This window comes from bacterium, assembly GCA_019912885.1.
Classification (GTDB): Bacteria; Lernaellota; Lernaellaia; order JACKCT01; family JACKCT01; genus JAIOHV01.
Genome location: JAIOHV010000150.1, coordinates 27,155 through 51,829 on the forward strand (window position 1 = coordinate 27,155; position 24,675 = coordinate 51,829).

The following is a 24,675-nucleotide window of genomic DNA, read 5'->3' on the forward strand; positions in this document are numbered from 1 at the left end:
CGAGTCTCGGCTCGCCCGATCTTATGGACGCGGTTGAGTCTCAAATCGGCCATCTTGCCTCTAAAATCGCCCTTTCTCCCTCTCTTTCTCTGAAACCTTTGGACTGCCCCCACCTCGTCCATAAGATGAGAGTGCTGGAAAATCATACAGTTACGAGAGGCATTTTATCGAGAGTTCGACTCCATTTTGCAGTACCAGTCCAAATTTACGAAACGCTGGGGCAATGTTCAATTATAACAAAAAGCTAAAAGTGCGGCCGGAGTAATTGAATGCAGGATAAAGCAACGCTGAAAAAAGTTACGGTAAAGACACCTATTATGGACCTGGAATGGGAAGCTGGTGGAAAGGGTCATTGTTTTGCGACGCGTTTAATTAACGGGATTCGAAGGCGTTGTTACAATAAATGGAAGAATCGAGTAAATCCATTGCGAATAGTGAATTTTTCTTATCTATCTTATGATCTGGACAAGTTATCAGATCAAACAGAAGCAATTTTAAGTCTTTTAAAAAAGTATGGTTGGTCAGGTTTCAATATTGACAACTGCAAACTGTCAAAAGCAAATGTTTACAATGTTGACAACAATATTTTTGCCCTTGCGTATGATTTAGAACCTGGATGTTTGGATTTCTCTTTTAACAGAAGCAAAAATAATGGCGAACTTGTCGAGTTCATAGTAGACGACCAACTAATAATCGGCGGGTTATATATTATGGTATCCGTACGCGATAAAAGTGGCGTTTTGTGCAATAAATGTATTAACATTACGACAGTAAAAAGTGATCAGGATATTGGGCCTCACGGAGATGGCTCCTATGAATGGAAGGCCTATGCTCCCACGTTGAATATTAAAAAGGGTTGGCAATCGATCAGGGTTAATGTTCCTTTGGTTTTAAAAAAACAGGCATTTAATGGCATTTATACTCTTGACACTATTATTGGGATCAGACTTCGAGGTAAATGTAAAATAGTTGGCATCAACTCTTACAATATAACCACTCCATCCAAAATTGAACCGTCTGATGCGATGGATGCTGACACAAGTGAACCATCTATAGAGCCAGACAAACTATGGTATTCTGTCAAGGGGACCTGGGCTCAAAGCGGAGATGTTCTGGAACTAAATGCACCTGATATCGGTCCAGACGCATATTACGTTTGGAATAGCAGGGTAGCGCGACAGCAAGAGGCAGTGTTTAATTTCAACTTTTCCTTTTTATCGTTGCAAAAGACAGATATACGCCTTGTAGTTTTTGCAAAAAGCCCTACAGAAAACTATCAGTCCTCTGACCACTTGGTTATTTATTGCCCGTGGGAATCCGGTGGGTTTAGAGTTGATATTCTAAAAAATGACAAAATAGAACACATCCACCGTGAAGACAAAAACAAACCATCTTTTAAGATTTCACAGAACCATAAAGTAAAAGTTAAAATTAAAGGTAAAACAGTCAGAATATTCTATGACGGGTCGCCAGTGCTTATTGCTTCGGATGAGAGATTATTGGCGTACACAACACGAGGACAATGGTATTGGGGATTCTCTACGGTCTGCGGAAACGTACGAGTTTCGAATATCTATTTGGAACCTCTGGAAAACGATAGTATGAAGAGGGGCGCTTTAACTGACAGTAAAAAGGATGGTGATGGCGATTTCGTATCTCATCCTAAAAAAATTTCCCAAAAGGATAGATTGGTAAAATCCACTACGATTAGAACGGCCATGAGCGGGATTGTCTTTCTCCTTTTGGAGTTTGCGGTTGGTAGATATGTGAATCAATATGGAGAAGGTAGTAACTTTTTACAGAAATCGGTCAACTCGTGGGTTCTGTACGCCTGTGGTTTTGGAGCCGTCGCCTTTATATTTCCATTCTACTTGGGGAAAGAGAGATTGAAAATATTAAAGTTATGGAAAGGTGATAGCGATTAAACTACTTGTGGCCGTTTAATTATTCCAAAAGAGGTTTTCTGATCCAACCAAAGAAGTGGAATATGTTTTGTTATTTTGGAGAGCGACAATCCGGAAGGCTCTTGTCCTTCAAGAATAAACTCCACGATGTCTGGTGCTAGAAGCGTTAAGCGGAGAATCCTGCTCAAGTATGACGCATCGACGCGAAAAATCTTTGCCAATTCGCTCATCGAAGCGACCTGCCCGGTCTCTAGCAATTCCTTCCATCGAAAAGCGCGGGCCAGCGCGACGAGCAGCGCATATTTGGCGGGTTGCTTTCGTGGCAGAAACTTCTCCAATCCCTCGGGCACGATGATTTCCTTCCGCCCACCGCGCCGTTTGAACTTCAGCGGGATGTGAATGCGGATGCTCTGGCCGTCACGGTGGAGGGTGATCTTCTCGTCCTGCTCATCCATCGACACTGATCCTTTCCTCGCGGTCGCCCAGTTCGTCGACGAGCGAGTGTAGGCCATCCGACCGCATGACCACTTCCGCGCCGGTCTCGCTCACCACCACGCGTTCGATCAGCAGGCTCACGATGCGCGCCTGCTCGGCTGGAAATAACTCGTCCCACACCGCGTCGAGGTTGCTCAGTGCGTCAGCGACCTGCTGCTCGGACAGGGGGTTGGCCTGCATCGCGGCGACCGTGGCGTCGATCTCAATGATCCGTTCGTTGATGTCGCGTTGGCGCAGCGGGTTGCTGGCCGTGGGCAACTCGCCCGCCAGGTCGAACCGTTCGCTTTTCAGGCGCTCGATTTCCTCGTTCTCTTTTTGCCGGGTGACGCGGCAGGTCTCGGCGACGAGTTCCGGCGACTGGAACACCGCGCGCATCTGGGCCATGACCGCGCCCTCGATCTCGCCCGCGGACACGTTTTTCACCGGACAGGTGTCCCACCCTTTTTTGGTCGCCTGGATGCAAACGTAATAGCGGTACGTCTTGCCGTTCTTCTTCGTGAACGATGGCCCCATCGACCCGCCGCAGTGCCCGCACTTGATGATGCCCTTGAGCAGCGCGGGCGTCTTGGCGCGAGCCTTGTTTCCACGAATGCGGTAGTTCTCTTCGAGGATGGCCTGGACCTTATTGAAAAGATCGCGCGGTACGATGGCCTCGTGCTCGCCCGGATAGACTTGGTCCTTGTGGACGATCTCGCCGACGTAGATGCGATTGTTGAACAGCCGATACAGGTGCATCTTGTGCCACGGCTGCCCGGGCCGGACGACGCCTTTCGCCGTGGTCCACGATTTCGTCTGGCGTCCTTGTTCATTGAGTTCCCTGGCGAGCAACGTCGCAGATTGCGCTACGACGAACCGCTTGAAGATGTGCCGCACCAGTTCCGCTTCCTTGGGATTCACGATCAGTTTCTTGGCGACGCGGTCCACGTCGTATCCGAGGATCGGCATGCCGCCGGTGTACTTTCCCTTGCGCTTGGAGGCGGCGATTTTGTCGCGGATGCGCTCGCCGATGATCTCGCGCTCGAACTGCGCGAACGAAAGAAGGATGTTGAGCGTCAGGCGCCCCATTGATGTCGTCGTATTGAACTGCTGCGTCACAGAAACGAACGTCACGCCCTGACGCTCGAAGGTCTCGACGATCTTCGTGAAGTCGAGCAGTGAGCGAGAAAGCCGGTCGACCTTGTAGACGACCACGCAATCGATCCGTCGCTCCTCGATGTCCTGCAGCAGGCGCTTGAGTGCTGGGCGCTCTATCGTGCCGCCGGAGAAACCGCCATCGTCGTATCGGTTCGTGAGAGCGACCCAGCCTTCGCTTTTCTGACTGGCGATGTACGACTCGGCCGCCTCGCGCTGCGCGTCGAGTGAATTGAATTCCTGGTCGAGACCTTCCTCGGTCGATTTCCGCGTGTAGATCGCGCAGCGGACCTTGGGCGTCACGCCGTTGGGGGCTTTTCCATTGCCGTTGCCTTGGCTGTTCCCGTTTCTCATTTACGACCATCCCCGTTGCTGCCCCTGCGCAACCCAAAAAATGCGGGCCCGTTCCAATGCGTGCCGGTAATGGCCTTCGTGATCGCGGTGAGCGACCGATAGGTCTTGCCTTGGTATTCGAAGCCGTTGTGGACCACCGTGACTTCGTAGCGGTCGCCATTCCACTCACGCACCAGGCGCGTCCCAATGACCGGCATACCCTTTTTGCGCGGGGTGGTCCGGTCGAGCGACGCCAGTTCGTCCATGCCGTTCTCACGGGCGATCTCGTCGAGCCGCGCTTTCGCGTTTTCGGAAAGGCCGCCGTAGGCGAGTTCCTGGATGCGGTACGCCAGGCGCTTGACGAGGAATGGCTTGTTGTAGGCGGGCGGCTCCGAGCCGTTTAGGGCGCGCCATCGCTCCTTGAGTTCCTCGAACGACAGACCGGGCAGCTGCGCGATCTGCTTGAGAACCTTGGTTTCTTGTTTCATCGTTTCTCTTCTCCGTGCTTCGGTTCGAGACGATGAAGGCTCTTAGCAGACGAAACCTCAAGGCCATTCTCTGATTTCACGTTCTTTTTCAGACGGTTACGCACATCGCGCAGATGCATGCGCACGATGGCTGTGGCCAGGATTGAGGCGATATCAGAAATGGCCCCGCCTTGGGCAATGGATCGACTTGTCGTCATGGATTCTCCCTTTCAAAAGGCTCCTGACTTCCCAAGTCATCCGCGCCGAAAAACGTGACAGCCTCTTGCTTCCATCTTTCCTTTTGCCTTCACATTTGCATTGACATTCGAAGTGGGCTGCCCTACGATTTCCCATTCTCCGGAACCCGAAACAGGGAGCGAGAACATGCGGGAAGAATTGACGATCAGGCAGCGTGAACTACTCACCTACCTGGAGCGCGAGCTAAAGCGGCACGGCAGGATTCCAAGCCTGCGAAGCGCCGGTGCCGACCTCGGAATCAGTCACGCCGCCGTTCTCCAGATGCTCAAGACGTTGGAGGACAAGGGCTACGTTCGCCGAGAAGGCCCATACAGCCGCACCGTCCATTTGCTGAATCGCGCGGGAGAATCCCAGGCAGAACATCGGTCGAGAGAGATTCCGATCATCGGCCGCATCGCGGCGGGGTTGCCGATATACGCCCAACAGGAGTGGGCGGGTACGGTCGTAGTCGACGCGGCCATGTACATGAAGCCCGACCTGTTCGCGTTGCGCATCAAAGGTGACTCGATGCGCGAGGCGGGCATTCTCGACGGCGACTTGGTCATCTGCGAGCCGCGTCAGTTCGCTGAGGATGGTGAGATCGTTGTCGCGCTCATCCATAGCGAGAGCGCGACGGTCAAGCGGTTCTATCTGCACAGGGGCCAGGTCGAACTTCGACCGGCCAACAAGAAACTTAAACCGACGTTTTTCCGGTTCGATGAAATCTTGGTTCAAGGGAAGGTCATCGGGGTTCAACGCGGCCCCGTGGTTGACATCAATTAATAGGGACAGGGGGGAACGCAATGGCGACCGTTAAATGGAACCGATTTGCTCATGTGGAAGTTCTGAAGCAGGCGCGACCGGAGTGGCTGAAAAAGCTGTTCGCGCCGCACGAGCCTTTCTTCACCTCGCGAGGCATTGTCTTCGATGGAGCCACGGATTTTGACTACGAGAAGCTGGCGTCCGTTCTGGCGGCGCCCGATGCCGAGATGGATGACAACCTGATCGAGGCGTTGTTCTTCATCCACGAGATGTCCAAGCCTGAGGACATGACCAGAATCCTGGACGAGAACCACAAGCGTCCGGCGGGCGAGCAGATATCTTTCGATTTCTTGTCCGATCCAACTCCGATGGAGGTCGCAATCCAGACGTGGCTTGAGGATAGAGACTTCCTTGAGGAGAAACACGCGGAACAGAACCTCGCGACTCGGCGTTCGTTCGAAACGTTTCCGAGTCACATCTCAGCGCCGCTTGCGAAGGTCGATCCGACCGCGCTCAAAAAGATCGTCGCCGATGTGGATGACTGGCTCGCAAAGATGAAACGGGAACGGAATTGCAAGGTTTTCACGCTGCAACACAAGGACGGTACCTGGTTCATGATTCGGCACGGGTTGCCCTTCCGCCGCGAGGGATCGATCAAGAAGGGAAAATCCGGAGCGGTCTATTTCCAACCGGAGCACTTCGACGTCGTCGTCTACGATCCCGAAGTCGGGGACCTTCGAATCAACGCTGAGAACGCCAAGGCCACGGCGCTCTATCGGGAGTCATTCGGCCAGCACCTTTTCGGCGACGGGGACTATTTCAAGAAAGATGACAAGTACACGCTCGAACCGCTGTTCGAGAAGGGCGAGGACTGTTTGGCATGCTCCGATATTCCAGGACTGGAAAGGGTTACGCTCAAAGAGTTGACCTTTTTCTGGGGTGGGAAGCAAAACGAGATCGAGGTGCGGAAGGCGGATGACCTTTTTGCGGCCTACAAAGCTCGCGACAAGGAGTTTCCGAAAGGCGGCCGCCATACGAGCGCAACGTTCGAGGTCAAGTACGCCGACGTGAAGGCGACGCGCTCTTTTACGATCCGTGTCCCGCGTGGAACCAAATTCACCCGCGACGAGGACGGATTGCTGCTGTACACCTGGATGAAAGAGCGCAAATTCATAGTCGAGTCGATGGAAGATGACGAAATCCACCCTGACCCGGTTTTGGCGACTGCTTCAGTCTAGGTCCGACCTGGGCGACGTCGAAGCGGTATGGCGACGCGACTTGAGAGAGGAATGGGACGCTGTCCGTTCCTTTTTCAAGCCGACGGACAGCCTTGCCAAATCGTATCCATGTCCATCGCCCGGGGACGTCAATTGCCCGCGACGCATCGTGCAGCATGAGCATGATCGGTTCGCCGCCTTCTGCGGCCAAAGCCCGCCGGAATGTGACACGCTGCAACTGACCCGCAAGGACGTGATCATTCACAAGTTTGACGTGGCGACCTTCGCCAAACATCTGGCCAGTCAATTGCAATTCAGCGTCAGGCCATCTAGAGACGATTCCTTTTGGCATCTATGGCGAGTCGGCAGCTACGTTCCAATCGCCAATCAAGCCTTTCCCGTTTTTCTGTCGCTCGCGCCGGACGAGGAGCAGTTTCTACGGGCGCTTGATTTCTTGCTCGCCGATCAAACAACCCCGTTCATTTTAATGACTCCTTCGTCCGAATATCTGGATGACCAGCACGAGAGAATGCTGAACAACCATCGCAGTCGCCTTTTGCCGTTAAACGAATCCATCGTGTGGAATGGCGAGACGTTGGTCGCGTCAGCCCCTCCAGCGGATCTCCTGGAGGTATTTCGTAAAAGGGCTCTACACGGTGGAGTTGTCGAACCGGGACACGTTGCCAAGTTGTTCTCGCATGAAGGCTGCAATGGGATCACCAAGCAAGAGATGGACGAAATACTGGGGCTTCGGAAATCCGGTTACGACCTGATCGTCGATGGTATCCGGCAGGAGATTTGGTATCCAAAGCTCAAACGCAAGCAGCCCGAAAAGTTCCGAGCTATGTACCACTTGAAGGTTCTTCGAGAATTGGTGGAAAGAGGAGCGGCGCTCCTCCCTGAGCAGTTCAACACTCTCAGTCACATCGCGAGAGGCAGTTCCACCGATCCGGATAAGGCGATGGCCGAGCAAGTCCAACGGACGCGCAGCGCCATCGATCCGGAGTCCAAGAAGCCCGATTACCTTTATATCAAGACGGTGAAGGTGGACGACGCATCCACCGCCTATCACTTTTCACCAGAGCCCGGCCTGAAATATGCCTTGATTTTTCCGCTTGAGTCCGATTCCTAGACCGCCAACCAGAAACCAACCAGAACTCAACCACAAGTCAACCAGATCGATCTCGTAGCGTTCCGTCCAGCGACGAAAAAACGTCGCGGAAAGGACGGAACAAATGACCACCGAACACCGCTGCCCCGAATGCGGATTGCTGCTGGCCGTTGAGAAGAACGGCAAGCTCTTCATCCGCTACAAAACCCTCCAATTCGTCGTGACCGGCGGCTCCGTGCTCACCACCTGCCGCCGCTGCCAAGCCATGCAGGAAATCGATCTGAGCGGCCCCGCCGACGGCCAACGAACAGCCGAGGCTTCGATCAGGACCGCGTAACAGCACAACCCAACCTGAGGCCCAAGGAGGTCCATCAACGGCCATCGTGAGGCGCAAGACGCCCGCCGGAAAGCGGGTGCTTCATGGGCTTCACCTGGAAGGATTTTCGGCGAGGAATGGAACTCGAACTCACCACCGCATGCCACATCAAGGCTTTCGACAAGGCGAAGGGTACTCGGTCATGTCTTCAACGGTTCGATTCGCCGGGTCACCTTGTCGAGTGGCTGCTGGATTACGGATCGCATCCCACCGGTGAAGAGGATGACGTCATCCGCTCGTTGCGGGAACTGCACGCCGCCGGACCCTCCCCGACGTTATGGCTTGCGATCCTGGCGCTCGGCCTGTGGCCGACGATGGAATGGGTCTTTTGCCACGTCCGCAAGTCATTCGTTTCGGACGCGGAAGCGGCCAGCGCGATATGGGATTCGTTGTGCGACCGGCTTGGTTACGAACCGCTGTGGAGCGAGGCAGGGCTCGCCAAGCGGCTCATGGTCGCGGTCTGGACCAAGGCGCGCCGCTCGGCGCTGAAAGAAATCAAGGCACGAAGCGGGACGGTCAGCTTCGACATACTATTTCAACTTGCCGACGCGGCCGCAGACGATATCGAGTCCGACGACGGGGAGATTGCTCAACCGAAACGACCTGCTTTTCGGGAGCCGATTCAACTTCCGACAACGGACTGCTTCGACACATCCCTCGACGATCTGAAGACGCGCCTGGTTCGGGACGCAGGCTTGTCCGCACCAGACGCGGCGCTGCTCGTGAACCACATCGTGTTCGGAAAGACCCTCACCGAGATGGCCGCCGAGGAGGGAGTATCCCCCGCCGCGTTTCGTCAACGATTTCATCGCGCCAAAGACCGTCTTCGCAAGGCCGCCGAAAAAATCTCACCGAACGCTGTCACGTTTTCGATTCCCGATGACTTGGGAATTCAAAGGGGCAATGAGGCCCCCGCGAAATCCAACGTCAACGGGAGGGTCGCATGAAATTCGACCTTGAAGCGCTTCTGAAAAAGAACGCCGACACCAAGCAATACCGGCGCGTCCCCGGTCTTTTCCGGCGATGGGAACTCGAACACCTCATCGAACCGGGCTTCGAGTATTTCGTCGAGGAGGCCGGAAAGGATGCGGGCGGCGCGGCGTTGTATGCGCTCTTCTGCCGGGAGTTGGCCGAGCAGGAGGTGCCAAGGTGAGTGCGAAAAATCGCCCCGACACGAGAATGATATCCACATATTCAATGTGGAGTTCGTTCCGCAACTGCCGCATGGCCTGCAAGCTGCGGTATCTCGATTTCCTTGTTGCCCTGGAATCCGATCCGAACCTTCGCTTCGGTTCCGCGATCCATCAGTTCCTCGAGTGCTGGCATCGGCACCGCGACCTCGCGCAGGTGCTCGACCTGATCGACCGCGCGTATCCGAACCGCGCTGGCGACGAGGATCAGCAGCGCGACTGGCACCTGGCGACGGCAATCATGCAAGCATACGCCGGTCGGTATCCGTCCGAGGAATTTGCGGTCGTTGAATTGGAAAAGAAATTCGAGGGCGAGATCGTCAACCCGGCGACCGCCGCCACGTCGCGCAGTTTCCTTCTGGCGGGCAAGGTCGACGGGATCGTCCGGATCGGCGACGAGCATTTTCTCTTGGAACACAAGACCGCGTCGCTGCTCGACTCCGGTTACCTCGAACGGCTGTGGACCGATTTTCAAATCACGCTGTACGCCTGGTATGTCGAGCAGGCCCTGGGCATCCGCGTCAGCGGCGTTATCTACAACATCCTCATCAAGGCCAAGCTCCAACAATCAAAGGGCGAAACCGAGGCCGAGTACGAAGCCCGCCGCGCGGAACTCATCGCCAAATCCAAAACCGGCAAGACCACGGCGCAGCGCCGCATGCCGGAAACCGACGATGAATTCCAGGCTCGTCTCGCGATCAAATACATCGAGCCTGGGATGTTCCACCGGGAGATTCTGTATATCTCCCGCGACCGCTTCGCGGTGCTACAGGCCGAACTCTGGGAGTTGACGCAGAACTTCCTCGACGCCCGCCGCCGCGACGTTTGGTATCAGAACACGTCTCAGTGCTTTCAGTACGGTCGCCCGTGCAGCTACTTCCCGCTGTGCCGCAGCGATTTCTCGCCGCTCGTCCGCGACAACCACTATCGCATTGAACCGCCCCACACCGAGCTTTCCGACACATCAACAACAACCAGCAACACGCCCGTTTTTTGAAGAGGAGATGGACATGATTCTGCCAAAGGAAAAATCGAAACCGAAAACCGAACTCAGCGAGTTCACGATCTTCGGCTACGGCATGCCCAAGATCGGCAAGACCACCTTTGCCGCCGGATTCCCCGACGCCGTGTTCCTGGCGACGGAAGCCGGACACAACGCGCTGTCGATTTTCAAGGTCGACCTGCCCGACTGGGAAGCCTTCCTCGAAGCCTGCCGCGAACTGGCCGAAGGCAAACACGGCTTCCGCAACATCATCATCGACACCGTCGACAACTTGTGGCTTCTGTGCCGCAACCACATCTGCGCGAAGAACAAGATCGAGCACGAAGCGGATCTCGCCTACGGCAAGGGCTATGCGCTGATCCTGGGCGAGTTCGCCCGCGTGTTGATGAAGCTGTCGATGTTGCCTTATGGCCTCGTGCTGATCTCCCACGCGACCGTCCAGGAAATCCAGACGCGCACCGGCACGCTCCACAAGATTGTCCCGTCGCTTCCCGAAAAGCCTCGCAAACTCATCCTCGGCATGGCCGACATGATTTTATTTTTCGACCAGGACTTCATTCGCGCCGATGACGGCAAGCAAACTATCCGCCGCATCATCCGCACGCAGCCGAGTCCGAACTACGAAGCGGGCGACCGCACGGGGCGTCTGCCCGAAGTGATCGATCTCGATTACCGGAAGTTCACCGAGGCCTTCGGGCGCCCGGCTCCGACCACCGCCAACACCAACAAGAAAGCCCAATAAGAGGAGGACAAATCCATGTCGAACCAACCCCCCGTCGATTCCACTGATCTCTCCGTTTACGACGCCGACTACGCGGCCGCCGATGTGCAGCCCAACCAGTTCGACGAAGTCCCGGACGGGAAGTACCAGGCCAAGGTTGAGAAGGTCGAACTCGTCCGCACGCAGAACGGCGCGCCCATGCTCAAATGGCACCTGCGCGTGCTCGGCCCGCAGCAACGCGGTCGCATGATGTTCCGAAACAACGTCATGGCGTCGAGCGAGAACATCAAGTTCCTCAAGGCCGACCTGCTCGCCTGCGGCCTCGAACTCGGCAAGCTCTCCGATCTGCCCGGGCGTCTCGGTGAACTGCTGGACGTGGCCCTCGAAGTCACGAAGAAGACGCGCGGCGAGTACGCCAACGTGTACATCAACAAGCGCATCGTCCTGGACAATCCGGACGCGGACTATCAGAGCACGGCCAAGGGCCCGCTGTCGGCATTCTGATCATGGACGCGGCCGCCATCATCATCGACACCCGCGAGCAGGTTCCCTACACCTTCGGTTCCCGGCAGGTGGTGCGCCAGGCACTGCCTGCCGGGGATTACTCGGTCGTGGGATTCGAATCGGCGGTCGCGGTCGAACGCAAGACGCTTGAGGACTTCGTCCATTCGGTGATCCGCGACCGCGAGCGGTTCAAGAAGGAACTGACGAAGCTCGCGGACTATCCCCAGGCGTGCATCGTCGTCGAGGCGAACCTGCCCGACGTTCTCTCGGCCCGATATCCATCGGGCGCACATCCCCACTCTGTGTTCGGCGCGGCGGTTTCCATCTGCGTGGACCACCGCGTGCCGGTGTTCTTTTGCGGCGACCGCCAGGCGGCCCGCCGGTTCACCGAGGAGTTTCTGGAGCGCGCCGCCATGAAAATCAAAGCGGAAAGTAATCCATGAACGAATCGACCCAATACCTGCGCGGCCGCGTGGAGACGCTCTACTTCGCCTCGTCCCGATATTCGGCGGGTCGCTTGAAAAAGAACGACGGCGAGGAAGTTAGCTTCGCGGGGAATGTCGTGGCCGCCGTCGGCGAGCAGGTCATCCTCCAGGGCGCGTGGGTGAATCACCCGAAGTATGGCAAGCAGTTTCAGGCCGACACGCTCACGCACGATCTCGATCTGTCTGTCGATGGCCTGGCTCATTATCTCGCCAACAATCCCGCGTTCGTCGGGCTGGGTCCGGTCAAAGCAAGGAGGATCGCCCAGGCGTTCGGGAAGGACTTCGGTCGCGTCATCGTCGAGAATCCCGATGCCGTCGCCAAGGCCGGGCCGATCACGCTCGAGGCCGCGCAGAATATTCGTGCCGAATGGATGCGACACCAGGTCATCAATGCGGCCGCGACCGAGCTATCCGCCTTCGGCCTCACGCATCACCAGGTGCGCTCGCTGATCGACAAATATGGCAACGACGCTGTCGCAATCATCACGAGCGATCCGTATCTGATTGTCCGGGATCTGCGGGGCTACGGATTTAAAACCGTGGACGCCATTGCCCGCAAGGTGGGCATACCCAAGGAATTTCCGCCGAGAGTGCGCGCCGGAATTCTCGACTGCCTCGATGACGCCCTCGACCAGGGACACACCTGGATTGAAGAAGCTGATCTCATCGAGCGCGCCAACAAGCTGCTGGTCATGGACTCGCTCCAGAGCCGCGACATCATCGAGATGGAACTGAGCGGCTTGATCACCAATGGTGCTCTTTCCTGTGATTCCTATGACGGCCGCTTTCTCATTGCCCGCGCCGACATCCGGACGATGGAGCGCGAGGTCGAGCAGTGGCTGCGGGGCGGGGACAAGGACCATCCCTGCGTGTTCGACCTGCTGGGCGTCTGGCAGAAGGTCCGGGACGGCGAACTCTGTCCCGAATTAAATCCACGACAACGCGACGCCGTCGTCGCCGCGCTCACGCACCAGATCACCGTGATTTCCGGCGGCGCGGGCAGCGGCAAGACCTTCACCGTAGGCGCACTGACGAAGCTGCTGGACCAGCATTTCATCAAGGTCATGCTCGCCGCACCGACCGGCAAAGCCGCCAAGCGCCTCGAACAGGTTGTCGGCAAAGAGGCGTTCACGATCCATCGCCTTCTCGGTTTCAACGGCCATGAGTGGTCGCGCGGCCCCGACGACCCCATCGACGCCGATGTCGTCATCATTGACGAGACCTCGATGGTGGACCTGCACCTGGCGTGGCGTCTGCTTCGCGCCATCGACCTTGAGAAAACCGCCGTCGTATTTGTCGGCGATCACAACCAGCTTCCGCCGGTCGGCCCCGGCGATTTGCTACGTGACATGATCCATACGGGCATCGTGCCTGGCGTCGTGCTGACCGACGTGGTTCGACAGGCCGGTGAACTCAAGGAAAACAGCACAGCGATCCTGCGGGGGAGCGTCGCCAAGACCTCGGCTCACGTCGATGCGCGTGGTCGCCGCCCCTGGTATTGCATCGACGAGTTCACAGACCCGTGGGATGTGCGGCGGTTTATTCGGGATCTGTATGAGACGGTCCTGGCCGACAAGCTCGGCTATGACCTGCTGGACGACGTTCAACTCCTGACACCCAAGCGCAAGGACATCCTGGGCGTCGACGAATTGAACATCGAACTGCAGAGTCTGATTCAGCGGAAGCTCTACGGCGTCGAGGCGCCCGCCGTTCCACCAGGACGCAGGCCGCCGTTTCTCCTCCACGACAAAGTCATCCAGCGCCGCAACAACTATGACCTCGGCATCATGAATGGAGCCATCGGGCGCGTTCTGGAATTGCTGCCCCACGGTGATCTGCGCGTGCGCTTCGACAACGCCGAGGTGACCCTCTGCCGCGCCGAGGGCGATCTGAACGATCTGCAACTCGCGTATGCGCTGACGATCCATCAGTGCCAGGGCAGCGAATTCCCCTGCGCCGTGGTGATCGTCCACAAGAGCCACAGCTTCATGCATTCGCAAAACTTGTTTTACACCGGCGTCTCCCGCGCCAAGCAAACTACCATCGTCATCGGCGACCGCTGGGGCGTGCGGAACTGCGCCACGAAGAAAGCCAACGACCAGCGCAGTACGTTCCTGGGATTGTGGCGAAAAGATAACGAGGCCGCCTCCCTCAAAGAGGCGCTGAATGAGTAACCCGCCTCGTCCTGATGCTGCGACCGCATGCCGCCTACTGCGTGAATACTTTTTCTCGCGCATTGACATCGTGGCGGCCCGGCAGTCGTGGATCGACCGCAAGACCCAGGAACGCATCACGCAACCGCGTCCGGTGACGGGCGATGCATATCTGGACGCGCTGATTGCTTTCCACGTTTCCGGCCCCGATCCGAGCAAGGCCCCGGCGCTCAACTACATCAACCGCAAAACCAACGGCCTCGTCGCGGACAAGCGCGGCTTTGATCGGGTCGGCAGCTATGCCGTGGCCCCGGACAATACGACCGTCTGGCTCTGCTTCGACTTCGATGGGCCGGGCCATCCGCTGCCGCTGGCTGATCCACTGGCGACGATGCTCGCCTGCGTGGAACGCTGCCGTGCGCTCGGTATCCCGGCGCATATTGAAAAGTCAGGCAGCGGCCACGGTTGGCATCTCTGGGTGTTTTTCGAAGCGCCAGTGCCCGCTGCCGATGCGCGACTGCTCGCGCATTTCGTTGCACCGACCGGCCATTTCCTTGTCAGCGGCGAATCCGCCGACATCCGGGCCGGCCGCGGAATCGAATGCTTCCCGAAGCAGAACAGCGTCAGCGACAAACCGTTCCGCGCGGGCAACATGGTTTGGTTGCCGTTCTGGTACGGGGCAAAGGACGGCGGCAATCAGTTTTATCGGATTGAGGACGGCGGAAGCCTTGTCCCGTTTGCGCCCGATGGGTTCGACCGTCTGGCGGCCGCGCGGCTCCAGGATATCCTCGCGCAGGTACCCGACGAAATCCGGCGCTTCGTCTTGAAAACGAAGGGTGTACTAAAAGAGGCGTCGGCCCCCAAAAGTAGTCCACCCTCGGCTCCCGGAAATTTCGCACCCACAGATTCTGCCGTGGTCCACGCGGCGCTCGACCACATCTCGCCCGACTGCTCCTACGACGACTGGCTCCATATCGGCATGGCGCTCCACCACTGGGACGCGCAGGCGGGCCTCGCGATCTGGGAAGCGTGGAGCGCGCGCGGCGAGAAGTATGTGGCCGGGGAACCATCGCTCAAGTGGGACGGCTTCACGTCCGGCGGCGGCGTCACGCTCGGCACGCTGTTCGACATGGCGAAGAAAGCAGGATGGACGCCGCCCGCGCATCAGCGAACGCCGCTGCCGACCGATGCAGAGATCGCCGCATTCATGGACATTGATCCGGCGGCGCTGCCGGTGACAAGTGCCGCCGCCACTCCGGAGCGCGCTGAAATCCTGCGATGTCTGACGCAATCAGCGGAAGCGCTGAGTCCCAAGGAGATCGCCGAGCGGCTCAACAAAGATTATTGGGCTGTCCAAAAAACCCTCAACCGCATGTCCAAATCGGGTCAGATCGAGAAATTTGGACATGGCAAGTACCGGGGTTTGGACACATCACCTGTCCAAATGGACGATTTGGATACCCGCGAGCCTGTCCAATTGGACACTTCGCCTGTCCAAACGAACCATTTGGACACGTCACGCCCTGTCCAAAACGGCGATTTGGACACCCCGCGCGGTTCTCTCTCGCGCAATTTGGACACCTATGATGATCGCCCTCGCCTCCCCACCGTCGTCGTCAAGCGTCAATTGCGATACGAAACGGGGGACGCGTGGGCGGTGGTCCACGCCTCCAATTATCCGCCCAAGTTGTTCCAGAGAACCGGCGGGCTCGTGCGCCTAGCCCAGACCGACAATGCGCCGGTGATCATGCCGGTCGGTGAGACCGCACTTCTCGGGCACCTCTCACAGATTGCCAATTGGGTCGTTCAGACCAAGGACATGGAAGTTCCCGTGCATCCGCCTCGGAACGTCGTCGCGGTGATGGCGGCACTGCCGGACCCGACCCTGCCGCACCTTGAAACGGTCTCGTCCACTCCCATGTTCGACCACGACGGCTCTTTGATCGCCGCGCCAGGTTACCACCGCGAGGCGCGACTCTGGATGCATCGTCCTCTCAATTTCGACGTGGGCGATATTCCCGCGAATCCGACTTCGCATGAGATCGATGAAGCACGCTCCTTGCTGCTCGACGACTTGCTTGTTGATTTTCCGTTTGCGTCCGACGCGGACAGATGCCACGCGATGGCCGCGCTGTTTCCTACGTTCGTGCGCCGCATGATCCACGGCCCGCTGCCCATCCATCTTATCGAAGCACCGACACCCGGCACCGGCAAATCGCTTCTGGCCGAAACCGTTTCCCTCGTGTGCGTGGGGCACGGCGCCGATGTGACCACGTTCGACAGAGACGAAAACGACACGCGCAAAAAGATCACGGCGATTCTCGCTTCCGCCCCCCAGATCGTGCTGGTGGACAACCTGCGCAAGGGACTTCTGTCGTCGCAGATCGCGGCGGCGATCACGGCGGATATCTGGACGGACCGCCTGCTCCAGACCTCGCAGATGCTCCGGTTGCCCAACCGCGCCATGTGGTTCGCCACGGCCAACAATCCCGCGCTCTCGATGGAAAACGCCCGCCGCAGCATCCGCATCCGTGTGGACGCCAAGATGGATCGACCGGGACGGCGGCGCGGCTTCAAGCACAACCCGCTGCGACAGTGGGTCATGGATAACCGCCCCGCATTGGTACGCGCTGTCCTCACCATCATTCGCGGTTGGGTCGCGGCGGGTATGCCGAACACAGACCAGGTGCTCGGCTCCTTCGAGTCATGGTCCAAGGTCGTCGGCGGAATTCTCCAATGGCTCGAGGTGCCCGGCTTCCTCGCCAACGCCGAAGAGCTTTACGAGATCGCCGACACCGAGGGCAGTGAATGGCGCGAGTTCGTCGCGGCATGGTGGGATCGCTTTGGTCCCCGGTTCGTCACGACAACCGATCTGCTCGGCCTCGCTACCGCCAAGGACCTTCTCGGCACCGTTATCGGCGATGGCGGCTCGCGCTCGCAGAAGATCCGTCTTGGCCGCGCTCTCGGCACGATGCGTGATCGCCAGTTTGATTTGTACCGGATCAAGATGAGCCGGGAGCGGCATTCCAAGCAGTGGGAATACGGTCTTGAGAAGGTCGATGAAAGCGAGAACCGCACCGCCTCAGTCCATCCGCTGTTTGCGGGTAGTGCGGGTAGTGGTGCGGGTAGTGCCGACCCCACTACCCGCATACAAAATACTCATGAAAACGGTCAGTTGGAATGCGCTGCGGGTAGTGCGGGTAGTGTACCTGAAACGTTAACGCATACGCATGCGCACGCGCCCGCACATACATGCGATGCATCAACCTCAAAAAACCACCCGCACTACCCGCACGGCCAGCAAGACTTTGAAAACAAAGAGAAATGTCCTGCGGGTAGTGCTTCCGACCCAAAATCGAACTACCCGCACTACCCGCAAGACATCGTCGCCGATCTTGCCGCATTCGATATCGAGGAGGAAGAATCATGAGCAAACAGCGCAAGCTGCACGTCCGACTCCGCGTGTCCACAACTCTGGAAACCGTAGCCGATGCCTCGGGCGACTTCCACGTCCAAGACATGATCTATCCCCACGAGCCAGGTAAAGTCTTCCGCCTGCTCGATGCACCGTACTACGCCTGGCTCCGCCGCCGAATGGAGCGGGCGAAGAAAGCATTCGACGCCGGAAAGCTGCCCAAGGAAACCTGGGAATCGTTGCGAGCGAAATTCGGCGCGGTCCATGAGTGGGCTATCGATTTCATTGGCGAGCCCGCGCTGCTCGATGCCATCGCCACGCTCGACGAGAAATCGTATCCGCCCCCGCGCCATGACCATGCCCTCGGCTTGGTCGACTCCTGGGAAGAACGCTCGGCCATCATGGAGCACGACGGCGGCCTCGCCCAAGCCGCTGCCGAACACGCGGCCGCCGAACGAGTCTCCCGCGAACTCACGCCCGAAGACGTCGCGTCGTTCAAGGCTCTGGGCGTCGAGGTCCATGTCAAATCCTCGGTCGGCGAATTCACGCTCGTTCCCGAATACACCGACCAGGCAGGCAGCGCCCGCATGGAGATATCCGCCGAGGACCTGCGGAAAATCTCGATGATCATGCACGCGTTCCCCGGCACCGAGATCACCTACGTGGGGCCGCAGAAAGAGCCGTGGGAACCGGCGGACGAATCGCCAGCGGTCTTGCCGCCTCCGACCTTACCGGCACCCAGACCCGAACCCCAGCAACCGACAACGCAGCAGCACCAGGCCCCGCTGTTTTGATGGAGATGACGATGACCGCACCGAACACCCCGATAAAGATCGCCTACGTCGCTGGCCCGTATCGCGGCCGCACCCACAACGACGTCGCCATGAACATTGCGGCGGCCCGCGAAGTCGCCGCACACCTCTGGTCGCTCGGTTATGCGGTCATCTGCCCGCATTTGAATTCCGCGTTCATGTCCGGCGCGGCCCCCGAAACAGTCTTCATGGACGGCGGCATCGAGATGCTCCGACGCGCTGACCTCGTGGTCCTGGTCGACGGATGGCAAGCGTCCCAGGGAACCGCACGCGAGATTGAAGTGGCTCGCGCATGCGGCCTGCCCATTTTCTCCGACATCGAGTTTGTTCCACCGGCCAGCGCCAACGAGCGATGCGCCAATGAGTAGTCACAACCCCACCACCAACGGAGGACCCATGAAAGCCGGCACCGAAAAATCGACTCGCATCATCCACTGCGCCAACTGCCTGCACTGCAAGGTTTATCTCGAACGGGCCGAGCGCGGCGCTAATGCCGAACGTCGCGTCCGCTGCGCCGTCGGCAATTGGCAGACGCCCTCGAACAAGGAACGGACTTACTGCTACCACACGGTCCTCAAGCGCCGCATGGTCTCGTGCCCCGATTACAACAGCATGGGCGAACGCGACCGCGACGAGTTTCTGAAGGACCTGCGCGACAACCTGCCCGTCGAGCGCGACGTGGTCGATGTGAGCGCGCTGGCCGTCGGAGCAAATGCGTGAAGCACGTAAACGCGAAGGACGTTTTGCCGCCCGACCTGCTGGTTCAGGTCTACGAGCACGTGCCGCGCGGCGGGTTGTTGTATCTGCCGCGTCGAGCGGCGGCGGCCCGCATCCGGCGCAACCTGGAGATATTCCGGATGCACTCGGAAGGCAAAACCATCACGGAAATCAGCGAACGGATGATGATCCATCGCGCCACGGTCTACCGCGTGCTGTCGCATTTCGTACTAAAGAAAAGCACAGCCTAGGGTTTGGAGATCGTGGTCAGGGAGTGTTTAGTCTTGGGGCACGAGGCCGTCCGCCGGTCGGCAAAACGGCGGGACGCAGCCCTAATGTGAAGGAGAAAAAATGGTCGATTCTGATGCGAACTTGAAGGATGAGGACGTCGTCATCCGCTTTAAGAAGCGCATACGGCGCTGCAAGGCGAAAATGAAGAGCAATGGCGAGCGCTGCACCCACCCGGCCGTGGAGGGATACACGGTTTGCCGCTTTCACGGGGCGAATCCCAAGAACAAAGGCGGAAGTCCGAAGGGAAATCTGCACGGTCTGACCCACGGCGCGTATGTGAAGCGTTTGCTCGACGAGCAGGACAAGGAACTCTTCGACCAGACGCTCGATGCGATCCGCCGTGACTTCGATCTCAATGACTCGACCGACCAGATTCAGGCGGCGATGGCGTCGTTTTACTTCACGCGGTGGTACCGCGCCATCGAGGGCAAGGCTGACGCGGCCATCGGCGAGTTCGATGTGCTGCTGCGTAAGCAACTTGAATCACTCAAGACCACGCGGGCGCAGCGGGACACTGGCGGCGGGCCGCAGACGTCGCCCGCTGAGTGGGCCGTGGCGCTGCTGGAGAGCGTGCGCGGCGAGGCGCCAATCAAGGCGCCGAAGGAAAAACCGGAGGACTGATGCTGCGAGAACACGAAACCTATCGCGCAGAAGTCGCTCGCGGTGGTCGGCGCAAGTACGCGGACTGTCGCGGTTCGGCCTTCCGCCGTTCCGCGCATAAGACGCCTTCTGTGAATAAAAAGCCGGGCGGCTCAGAGGCTCTCGAGGGCGTCCTCGAGATCGTCGTCGGTGATGTGGGCGTAGACCTGCGTGGTTGTGACGCGGGCATGGCCGAGGGCTTTGGCGACGAGCAGCAGGTTGTGCGTGCGGCCATAGAGCAGCGTGGCGAAGGTATGGCGCAAGCCGTGGACGGTGATCTTACCGTCGAGCCCGGCCCAGGCGAGCCAGAGGCCCATGCGCTCCTGGACCTGGCGGGTGGAAATCCTCCGACCACGATTCGAGAGGAAGAGCGCGTCGGTCTCGGCCATCTCCTTGCGGCGGCGCTGTGTGTACTTGCGAAGGATCGACCGCAGTTCGGTGTTCAGGAAGCGCACCTGGGCCTTGCCTCCCTTGGCCCGCCGGATGCGCAGCTGCTTCTCGTCCAGGCGCACGTCGCCGATGTCGAGGCCGACCAGTTCCGCCAGGCGGATGCCCGTTCCGAGCAGGACGCGCAGCATGACCAGATCGCGCTCGGCGGCCACGCCCTTGCGCGTGGCGACCGCCTTGACGAGCGCCTTCACCTCGGTGGCGCTGAGGAACGACGGCGCTTCCCGGTCGTGCCGCTTGATCTTGATCCAGTCGGCGGGGTCGCGCCTCGTTGCGCCCACGTTGGCCACGTAGCGCCCGAAGCTGCGGAGGCAGGCCTTTATGCGCCCCAGACTCGCTTCGCCACGGGGCGCGCCCGTGTGCGTCGTGGTGACCGAAGCCGACAAAAGGAACCGCGCCAGCAGATCGGCACTCAGAACCGAGGCGTCCACGTCGCCCGCGAAGGCGAGCAGCAGACGCAGATCCCGGCCATAGCAGCTGAGGGTGTGCGGGCTTTTGCCGTCGGCCTCCAGGCGCGTCAGGTAGCTCTCGATCAATTCCGAAAGTGTTCGGGACGGGTGGTACTGAGTCGCAGGGGTCTGGAGAGGGTCGCGCAGGGTCTGCATGATTCACTGCTCCTTTCCAGGGTCAGAGCCGGGGGCGGCTTCGATCACGAATCGCGGTTTGCCGTGGCGACTCCCGCCCGTGGCATCCGCCGGAATCTCGATATGGACGATCCCGGCGCGCATGGCCTTTTTGAGGTTGGGTCCTGCGAATCCCGCCAGCTTGGTCCAGTGGGCGGCCGTGCTCGGCGGTTGGTCGAGCGACTGCTCCCACCGAGACGTCTGCTCGTGGGCGGCGGCGATCTCGTCACGAACCGCCGCGAGGTCGATGGAGACCGAGTTTTTGTCCGGCATGGCGTTCATGATTTGTCCTCGTCCAGCGGCACCAGATCCTCGCGCCGCGCATCGCTCGTGACCCACGAGAACCGCTGTTCTTTCTCGATCCACGGTGCGACGTCCCAGAGTCCGGTGGGCCGTCCGTTGTCGCCCAGGATCGGCTCGTTCACTCTCACCTTGAGTCCTGTCATGAAGGTGTGGACCGTTCCCACGTACCGCGCGACCATACCGCGTCGCAATTTAGGCTTTGGCATCGTTGACCTCCTGGTTGGGATTTTCCTGGCCTGCGTCCTGGCCAGCATTTTGTTTTTCCATTGCCGCCGCGATGCGCTCCAGGACGGTGTTCAGCCGTTCAAGCTCGCGGGCGATGGTGGGCATGGTGTGCTCGTAGAACGTGTGCCCCATGCGCGTCTGGTAGAACTCTGTCACTTGGCTCTCCCTTCTGTTTTGGTTCCTCGTGCTCACGCGCCGCATGAGGGCTTCGGGACACATCAAAGTCAAGGGAAAACAACCACTTATGCGAACTTTTCCGGCCCGAAGAGAAGCGCCCGTTGGCGGGCGCAAGAGGTGGGAAAGTGTTCGTGGTGGGCGTTATGGAGTGACTGTCTTGTCCTCGGTTCGACTCTGCTCTCCGCAGGCTCGGAAGCCTCGGAAGATTCCCTCGGCGTAGGTCTTGCGGTTGGCCTTGTCGTCGAGCCAGAAGGCGGCCTCGACGTGGCCAAGGTCCAGGGCGATGGCGGCGACCGCATTCCGGTCGAGCATGTTCGTGCGCCCGGAGACGCGGACGGCCTCGATGCCCTTCAGCACCTCGGGTGGGATGGGGACTTTGCCGTTGGCGTCCGACATGGCTTACTCGGCGCTCGCGGCGGGCTTTTCGCCGTCAGCGGCGGGATCGGCCTCGGCGCTTTCCTTGACCTTCGCCAGTTCGTCCTTGGGCAGCGGCACCTTATCGAGCCATCCCTGGTCCTTGCAGAACACCAGCATCATGCGGAAGACGCGCTTGGTCTGGTCGATGGTGTGGTGACTGCGCGGCCGCTCCTGGCGCGCCTCGCCCTCTTTCTTGGGTTCGCGGATCAGCTTGTTGACGGCGTCGCTCTTGAAGAAGGCGGCGATGTGGACCGGCAAGAACTTGGCGATGTCTTTGCCCTCGCCGAAATGCTCGACCGCGAGGTCGAGGTGCCGCCCATACGTGACGACGGTCCGTTCGTTCTTGCCGAGTTCCTTCAGGTGGGCAACGTACTTCTCGGCGGCCTGTTTGATCGTGATGGTCTTCGTGCTCATGGGGTTCTCCTTCGCTCAGTTGGTTTGTTGGGGCTTCACTTCGCGCCGCAGACGCGCGGCGGTCTTGATCCGGACTTCGCGGTGGGTGACGGTGTTGACGCCGACCCAGCCGTTGCGCGGGTGTTCGGCCTGAATGCGAACCGGCACAACCGCGCCGGACACCTTGGCCAGATACGTCCCGCCCACTCTTACGCTGTCTTTCTTCATGCTGTTTCTCCTTTCGATTCAGCAGCTTACGACGTGTCACATCGCTTCACGTGGCGGGCAAGTCAAGGACTTTCTGCGACCGAATGCGAGATTCTTCGGGAGGCGGCATGATGGTCAGTACCGCACTACCCAAGGACCGCCATGAGATCGCCCGCGTCCTGGGCGACCCCGTGCTCTGGGGCCAGGCGTACTTGCACGACCGCGACGGATCGCGCCGCGTTTTCTGGAAGCACCAGGCCGAGGACCTGCGGTGCGAGCGCGGCAACATCATCCACCTGGACGGCAGAGATTCTGGAAAGTCGATCACGTTGGCGGGCGATGTCCTGCACTACGCCTTCACCACGCGTAACGGCATGGGCCTAGTGGCCGCGCCGCACCAAGGGCACCTCGACACGATCATCGACGAGGTGGAGTTCCAGATCGGCGCGAATCCGGACCTGGAAGCGTCCATCGCTAAAAACAAGAACGGCACGCCCAAGATCAAGCGCAGTCCCTATTTCCGGATCGAGTTCACCACCGGCACGGTGCTTCACTTCCGGCCCGCCGGACCCTATGGCGAAGCGTCGTTTCGGTCGCTTCACGTGGACCGCCTTTGGGTGGACGAGGGCGCGTGGATTCCGGAGAGGGCGTGGAATGCTCTGCGCCAGTGCCTCAACGCGGGCGGCAAGTTCCGCATTTACTCGACGCCCAACGGCCTGCGCGATACGACCTACTACCGGCTGACGGAAACGAAAAAGTGGAAGGTGTTCCGCTGGCCGTCGTGGATCAACCCGACGTGGACGCCCGAGCGCGAGGCGGAACTCGTGGAATTCTACGGCGGCAAGGACACGCCGGGTTGGCAGCACGAGGTCGCGGGCGAGCACGGCAAGCCGAGCTTCGGCGCGTTCGATCTGGATGCGCTCCACGCCTGCCGCAAGGAAGTGCCGGATTATCGCCTGGTCGTCATCACCAGCGAGGAGTTGGAGGGATGCGAGGACGAGGCGGCGGTGCGCGAGCGCTTCGACATGCTCGTGAATCTATCGCCGAAAACGGGCGCCTATTGGCTCGGCATCGACACCGGCTACACGAGCGATCCGACGGAACTGGTGGTGTTCCGCGAGGATGAATTCGGCCTCACGATGGTGCTGCGCGTCCACGGCGAGCAGGTGCCGTACCCGTGGCTCTCCGAACTTATCCGCATCCTGGACATCTACTTCGAGTTCGCGGGCATCGGCCTGGACAACGGCGGCAACGGCCTGGCCGTGGCGCAGGAACTGACGAGCCTGGACAAGTTCAAGGACCGCCATTTTCTCGGTCGGCTGATGGGCTTCGACTTCGGCGGCAACACCATCGTGAGCTTCGATACGGAGGGCAAGCCGACCAAGAAGCGCACGAAGGAACACATGACCGCGCTGATTAATGCGGCGCTGCGACGCAGGCTGATTACCTTCCCGCGCGACGACCGCCAGATCGAAGAGCAATTTGCCACGCAGACCTACACCATGACGGACGGCCGCGTGACCTACAGCAAGGGCCGCGACCACATCATCGATGCGGTGCGCTGTGCGCTGCTGGCCAAGGACCGCAAGGCGTTCGCGGCGCAGGGGACGCACTTTGAAGAGGTCTTCTTGCTGCCTCTGGCGACCAAGCCGATTTTTTGAAGGGAGAGACAGTGAATAACAGTGAGCGGACAGTACCGAAGAAGAACACTCCCCAGGTTCCGAGCATTCCGGAACCTTCTGTGGTGAGCGAAGTCGAACCATTGGCCGCCTTTGCCATCATCCTCGACCCGACGCGCATGGGATCGGCGGCGTCGCTCGCGGGCAACGTGTTCGAGAAGCACGGCGTCAAGGACTCCATCCCCGCCGAGTGGCACGAGCGCGCGGCCAAGGCGTGGGAGTTCTATCTCGAGGAACCCAT

The 24,675-nt window shown here is 59.1% G+C and carries 30 protein-coding genes; 19 read left to right on the top strand and 11 right to left on the bottom strand.

Features of this window, described 5'->3' with window-relative positions; translation table 11 throughout:
- Positions 1-269 precede the first annotated feature (269 nt).
- Positions 270-1,925: a hypothetical protein gene (locus K8I61_13090; GenBank protein ID MBZ0272967.1), complete on the top strand. Its 1,656-nt coding sequence runs from the start codon at positions 270-272 to the stop codon at positions 1,923-1,925.
- Here K8I61_13090 and K8I61_13095 read toward each other — a convergent pair.
- The 4 genes from K8I61_13095 to K8I61_13110 are packed head-to-tail and all read right to left on the bottom strand — an operon-like array spanning position 1,922 to position 4,548.
- Complete coding sequence (locus K8I61_13095; GenBank protein MBZ0272968.1) at positions 1,922-2,359, bottom strand: hypothetical protein; 438 nt, start codon at positions 2,357-2,359, stop codon at positions 1,922-1,924. The two genes, K8I61_13090 and K8I61_13095, sit on opposite strands and share 4 nt — an antisense overlap.
- The gene (locus tag K8I61_13100; protein ID MBZ0272969.1) at positions 2,352-3,884 is read right to left on the bottom strand and encodes a recombinase family protein; all 1,533 of its coding nucleotides are present in this window, start codon (positions 3,882-3,884) and stop codon (positions 2,352-2,354) included. The genes K8I61_13095 and K8I61_13100 overlap by 8 nt, the downstream gene beginning before the upstream one ends.
- Positions 3,881-4,351: a DUF2924 domain-containing protein gene (locus K8I61_13105; protein MBZ0272970.1), complete on the bottom strand. Its 471-nt coding sequence runs from the start codon at positions 4,349-4,351 to the stop codon at positions 3,881-3,883. Before K8I61_13105 ends, K8I61_13100 begins: the two co-directional genes overlap by 4 nt.
- Positions 4,348-4,548: a hypothetical protein gene (locus K8I61_13110; GenBank protein MBZ0272971.1), complete on the bottom strand. Its 201-nt coding sequence runs from the start codon at positions 4,546-4,548 to the stop codon at positions 4,348-4,350. Before K8I61_13110 ends, K8I61_13105 begins: the two co-directional genes overlap by 4 nt.
- 166 nt (positions 4,549-4,714) lie before the next feature.
- Here K8I61_13110 and lexA point away from each other — a divergent pair, with 166 nt between their 5' ends.
- From lexA to K8I61_13195, 17 genes are all read left to right on the top strand, one after another.
- Entirely contained in the window at positions 4,715-5,350 is a 636-nt protein-coding gene (gene lexA / locus K8I61_13115) for a transcriptional repressor LexA (protein ID MBZ0272972.1), read from the top strand.
- A gap of 20 nt (positions 5,351-5,370) precedes the next feature.
- Positions 5,371-6,567, top strand: coding sequence for a hypothetical protein (locus tag K8I61_13120; GenBank protein MBZ0272973.1), 1,197 nt, complete (start codon positions 5,371-5,373; stop codon positions 6,565-6,567).
- Complete coding sequence (locus K8I61_13125) at positions 6,521-7,678, top strand: hypothetical protein (protein ID MBZ0272974.1); 1,158 nt, start codon at positions 6,521-6,523, stop codon at positions 7,676-7,678. The genes K8I61_13120 and K8I61_13125 overlap by 47 nt, the downstream gene beginning before the upstream one ends.
- A gap of 103 nt (positions 7,679-7,781) precedes the next feature.
- Entirely contained in the window at positions 7,782-7,994 is a 213-nt protein-coding gene (locus K8I61_13130; protein MBZ0272975.1) for a hypothetical protein, read from the top strand.
- A gap of 116 nt (positions 7,995-8,110) precedes the next feature.
- Positions 8,111-8,980, top strand: coding sequence for a hypothetical protein (locus K8I61_13135; GenBank protein ID MBZ0272976.1), 870 nt, complete (start codon positions 8,111-8,113; stop codon positions 8,978-8,980).
- The gene (locus K8I61_13140; protein ID MBZ0272977.1) at positions 8,977-9,186 is read left to right on the top strand and encodes a hypothetical protein; all 210 of its coding nucleotides are present in this window, start codon (positions 8,977-8,979) and stop codon (positions 9,184-9,186) included. Before K8I61_13135 ends, K8I61_13140 begins: the two co-directional genes overlap by 4 nt.
- Positions 9,187-9,212: 26 nt before the next feature.
- On the top strand, positions 9,213-10,220 hold the full coding sequence (locus tag K8I61_13145; GenBank protein MBZ0272978.1) for a PD-(D/E)XK nuclease family protein: 1,008 nt from the start codon (positions 9,213-9,215) through the stop codon (positions 10,218-10,220).
- A 13-nt stretch (positions 10,221-10,233) separates the two neighbouring features.
- A complete protein-coding gene (locus K8I61_13150) occupies positions 10,234-10,968 on the top strand; it encodes an ATP-binding protein (GenBank protein ID MBZ0272979.1) in 735 nt (244 codons plus the stop codon).
- 15 nt (positions 10,969-10,983) lie between these two features.
- A complete protein-coding gene (locus K8I61_13155; GenBank protein ID MBZ0272980.1) occupies positions 10,984-11,451 on the top strand; it encodes a DUF669 domain-containing protein in 468 nt (155 codons plus the stop codon).
- Positions 11,451-11,894, top strand: a complete 444-nt coding sequence (locus K8I61_13160) for a hypothetical protein (GenBank protein MBZ0272981.1) — start codon at positions 11,451-11,453, stop codon at positions 11,892-11,894. The genes K8I61_13155 and K8I61_13160 overlap by 1 nt, the downstream gene beginning before the upstream one ends.
- Positions 11,891-14,110: an AAA family ATPase gene (locus K8I61_13165; protein MBZ0272982.1), complete on the top strand. Its 2,220-nt coding sequence runs from the start codon at positions 11,891-11,893 to the stop codon at positions 14,108-14,110. The genes K8I61_13160 and K8I61_13165 overlap by 4 nt, the downstream gene beginning before the upstream one ends.
- The gene (locus K8I61_13170; protein ID MBZ0272983.1) at positions 14,103-17,519 is read left to right on the top strand and encodes a PriCT-2 domain-containing protein; all 3,417 of its coding nucleotides are present in this window, start codon (positions 14,103-14,105) and stop codon (positions 17,517-17,519) included. The genes K8I61_13165 and K8I61_13170 overlap by 8 nt, the downstream gene beginning before the upstream one ends.
- Positions 17,516-18,298, top strand: a complete 783-nt coding sequence (locus K8I61_13175) for a hypothetical protein (protein ID MBZ0272984.1) — start codon at positions 17,516-17,518, stop codon at positions 18,296-18,298. The genes K8I61_13170 and K8I61_13175 overlap by 4 nt, the downstream gene beginning before the upstream one ends.
- An 11-nt stretch (positions 18,299-18,309) precedes the next feature.
- Complete coding sequence (locus tag K8I61_13180) at positions 18,310-18,684, top strand: DUF4406 domain-containing protein (protein ID MBZ0272985.1); 375 nt, start codon at positions 18,310-18,312, stop codon at positions 18,682-18,684.
- Positions 18,685-18,712: 28 nt separating this feature from the next.
- On the top strand, positions 18,713-19,036 hold the full coding sequence (locus K8I61_13185) for a hypothetical protein (protein MBZ0272986.1): 324 nt from the start codon (positions 18,713-18,715) through the stop codon (positions 19,034-19,036).
- Positions 19,033-19,284 carry a helix-turn-helix domain-containing protein gene (locus K8I61_13190; GenBank protein MBZ0272987.1) on the top strand — a complete coding sequence of 84 codons (252 nt, stop codon included), beginning with the start codon at positions 19,033-19,035 and terminating at the stop codon, positions 19,282-19,284. The genes K8I61_13185 and K8I61_13190 overlap by 4 nt, the downstream gene beginning before the upstream one ends.
- A gap of 100 nt (positions 19,285-19,384) precedes the next feature.
- Positions 19,385-19,945, top strand: coding sequence for a hypothetical protein (locus K8I61_13195; protein MBZ0272988.1), 561 nt, complete (start codon positions 19,385-19,387; stop codon positions 19,943-19,945).
- A gap of 131 nt (positions 19,946-20,076) precedes the next feature.
- On the opposite strand, the gene K8I61_13200 is transcribed toward K8I61_13195, so the two are convergent.
- The 7 genes from K8I61_13200 to K8I61_13230 all read right to left on the bottom strand — a co-directional run bounded on the left by K8I61_13200 (position 20,077) and on the right by K8I61_13230 (position 22,776).
- On the bottom strand, positions 20,077-21,015 hold the full coding sequence (locus K8I61_13200) for a tyrosine-type recombinase/integrase (protein MBZ0272989.1): 939 nt from the start codon (positions 21,013-21,015) through the stop codon (positions 20,077-20,079).
- Positions 21,016-21,018: 3 nt separating this feature from the next.
- The gene (locus K8I61_13205) at positions 21,019-21,315 is read right to left on the bottom strand and encodes a hypothetical protein (GenBank protein MBZ0272990.1); all 297 of its coding nucleotides are present in this window, start codon (positions 21,313-21,315) and stop codon (positions 21,019-21,021) included.
- Positions 21,312-21,542 carry a hypothetical protein gene (locus tag K8I61_13210; protein ID MBZ0272991.1) on the bottom strand — a complete coding sequence of 77 codons (231 nt, stop codon included), beginning with the start codon at positions 21,540-21,542 and terminating at the stop codon, positions 21,312-21,314. The genes K8I61_13205 and K8I61_13210 overlap by 4 nt, the downstream gene beginning before the upstream one ends.
- A complete protein-coding gene (locus K8I61_13215; protein MBZ0272992.1) occupies positions 21,529-21,717 on the bottom strand; it encodes a hypothetical protein in 189 nt (62 codons plus the stop codon). The genes K8I61_13210 and K8I61_13215 overlap by 14 nt, the downstream gene beginning before the upstream one ends.
- Positions 21,718-21,879: 162 nt before the next feature.
- Positions 21,880-22,134 carry a DUF5049 domain-containing protein gene (locus K8I61_13220; GenBank protein ID MBZ0272993.1) on the bottom strand — a complete coding sequence of 85 codons (255 nt, stop codon included), beginning with the start codon at positions 22,132-22,134 and terminating at the stop codon, positions 21,880-21,882.
- Positions 22,135-22,137: 3 nt separating this feature from the next.
- Positions 22,138-22,569 (bottom strand): hypothetical protein, encoded by a 432-nt coding sequence (locus K8I61_13225; GenBank protein ID MBZ0272994.1) that lies wholly within the window; start codon positions 22,567-22,569, stop codon positions 22,138-22,140.
- A gap of 15 nt (positions 22,570-22,584) precedes the next feature.
- Positions 22,585-22,776 carry a hypothetical protein gene (locus K8I61_13230; protein ID MBZ0272995.1) on the bottom strand — a complete coding sequence of 64 codons (192 nt, stop codon included), beginning with the start codon at positions 22,774-22,776 and terminating at the stop codon, positions 22,585-22,587.
- Positions 22,777-22,886: 110 nt separating this feature from the next.
- Here K8I61_13230 and K8I61_13235 point away from each other — a divergent pair, with 110 nt between their 5' ends.
- Complete coding sequence (locus tag K8I61_13235; GenBank protein ID MBZ0272996.1) at positions 22,887-24,416, top strand: terminase family protein; 1,530 nt, start codon at positions 22,887-22,889, stop codon at positions 24,414-24,416.
- The last annotated feature ends 259 nt before the right edge of the window (positions 24,417-24,675 follow it).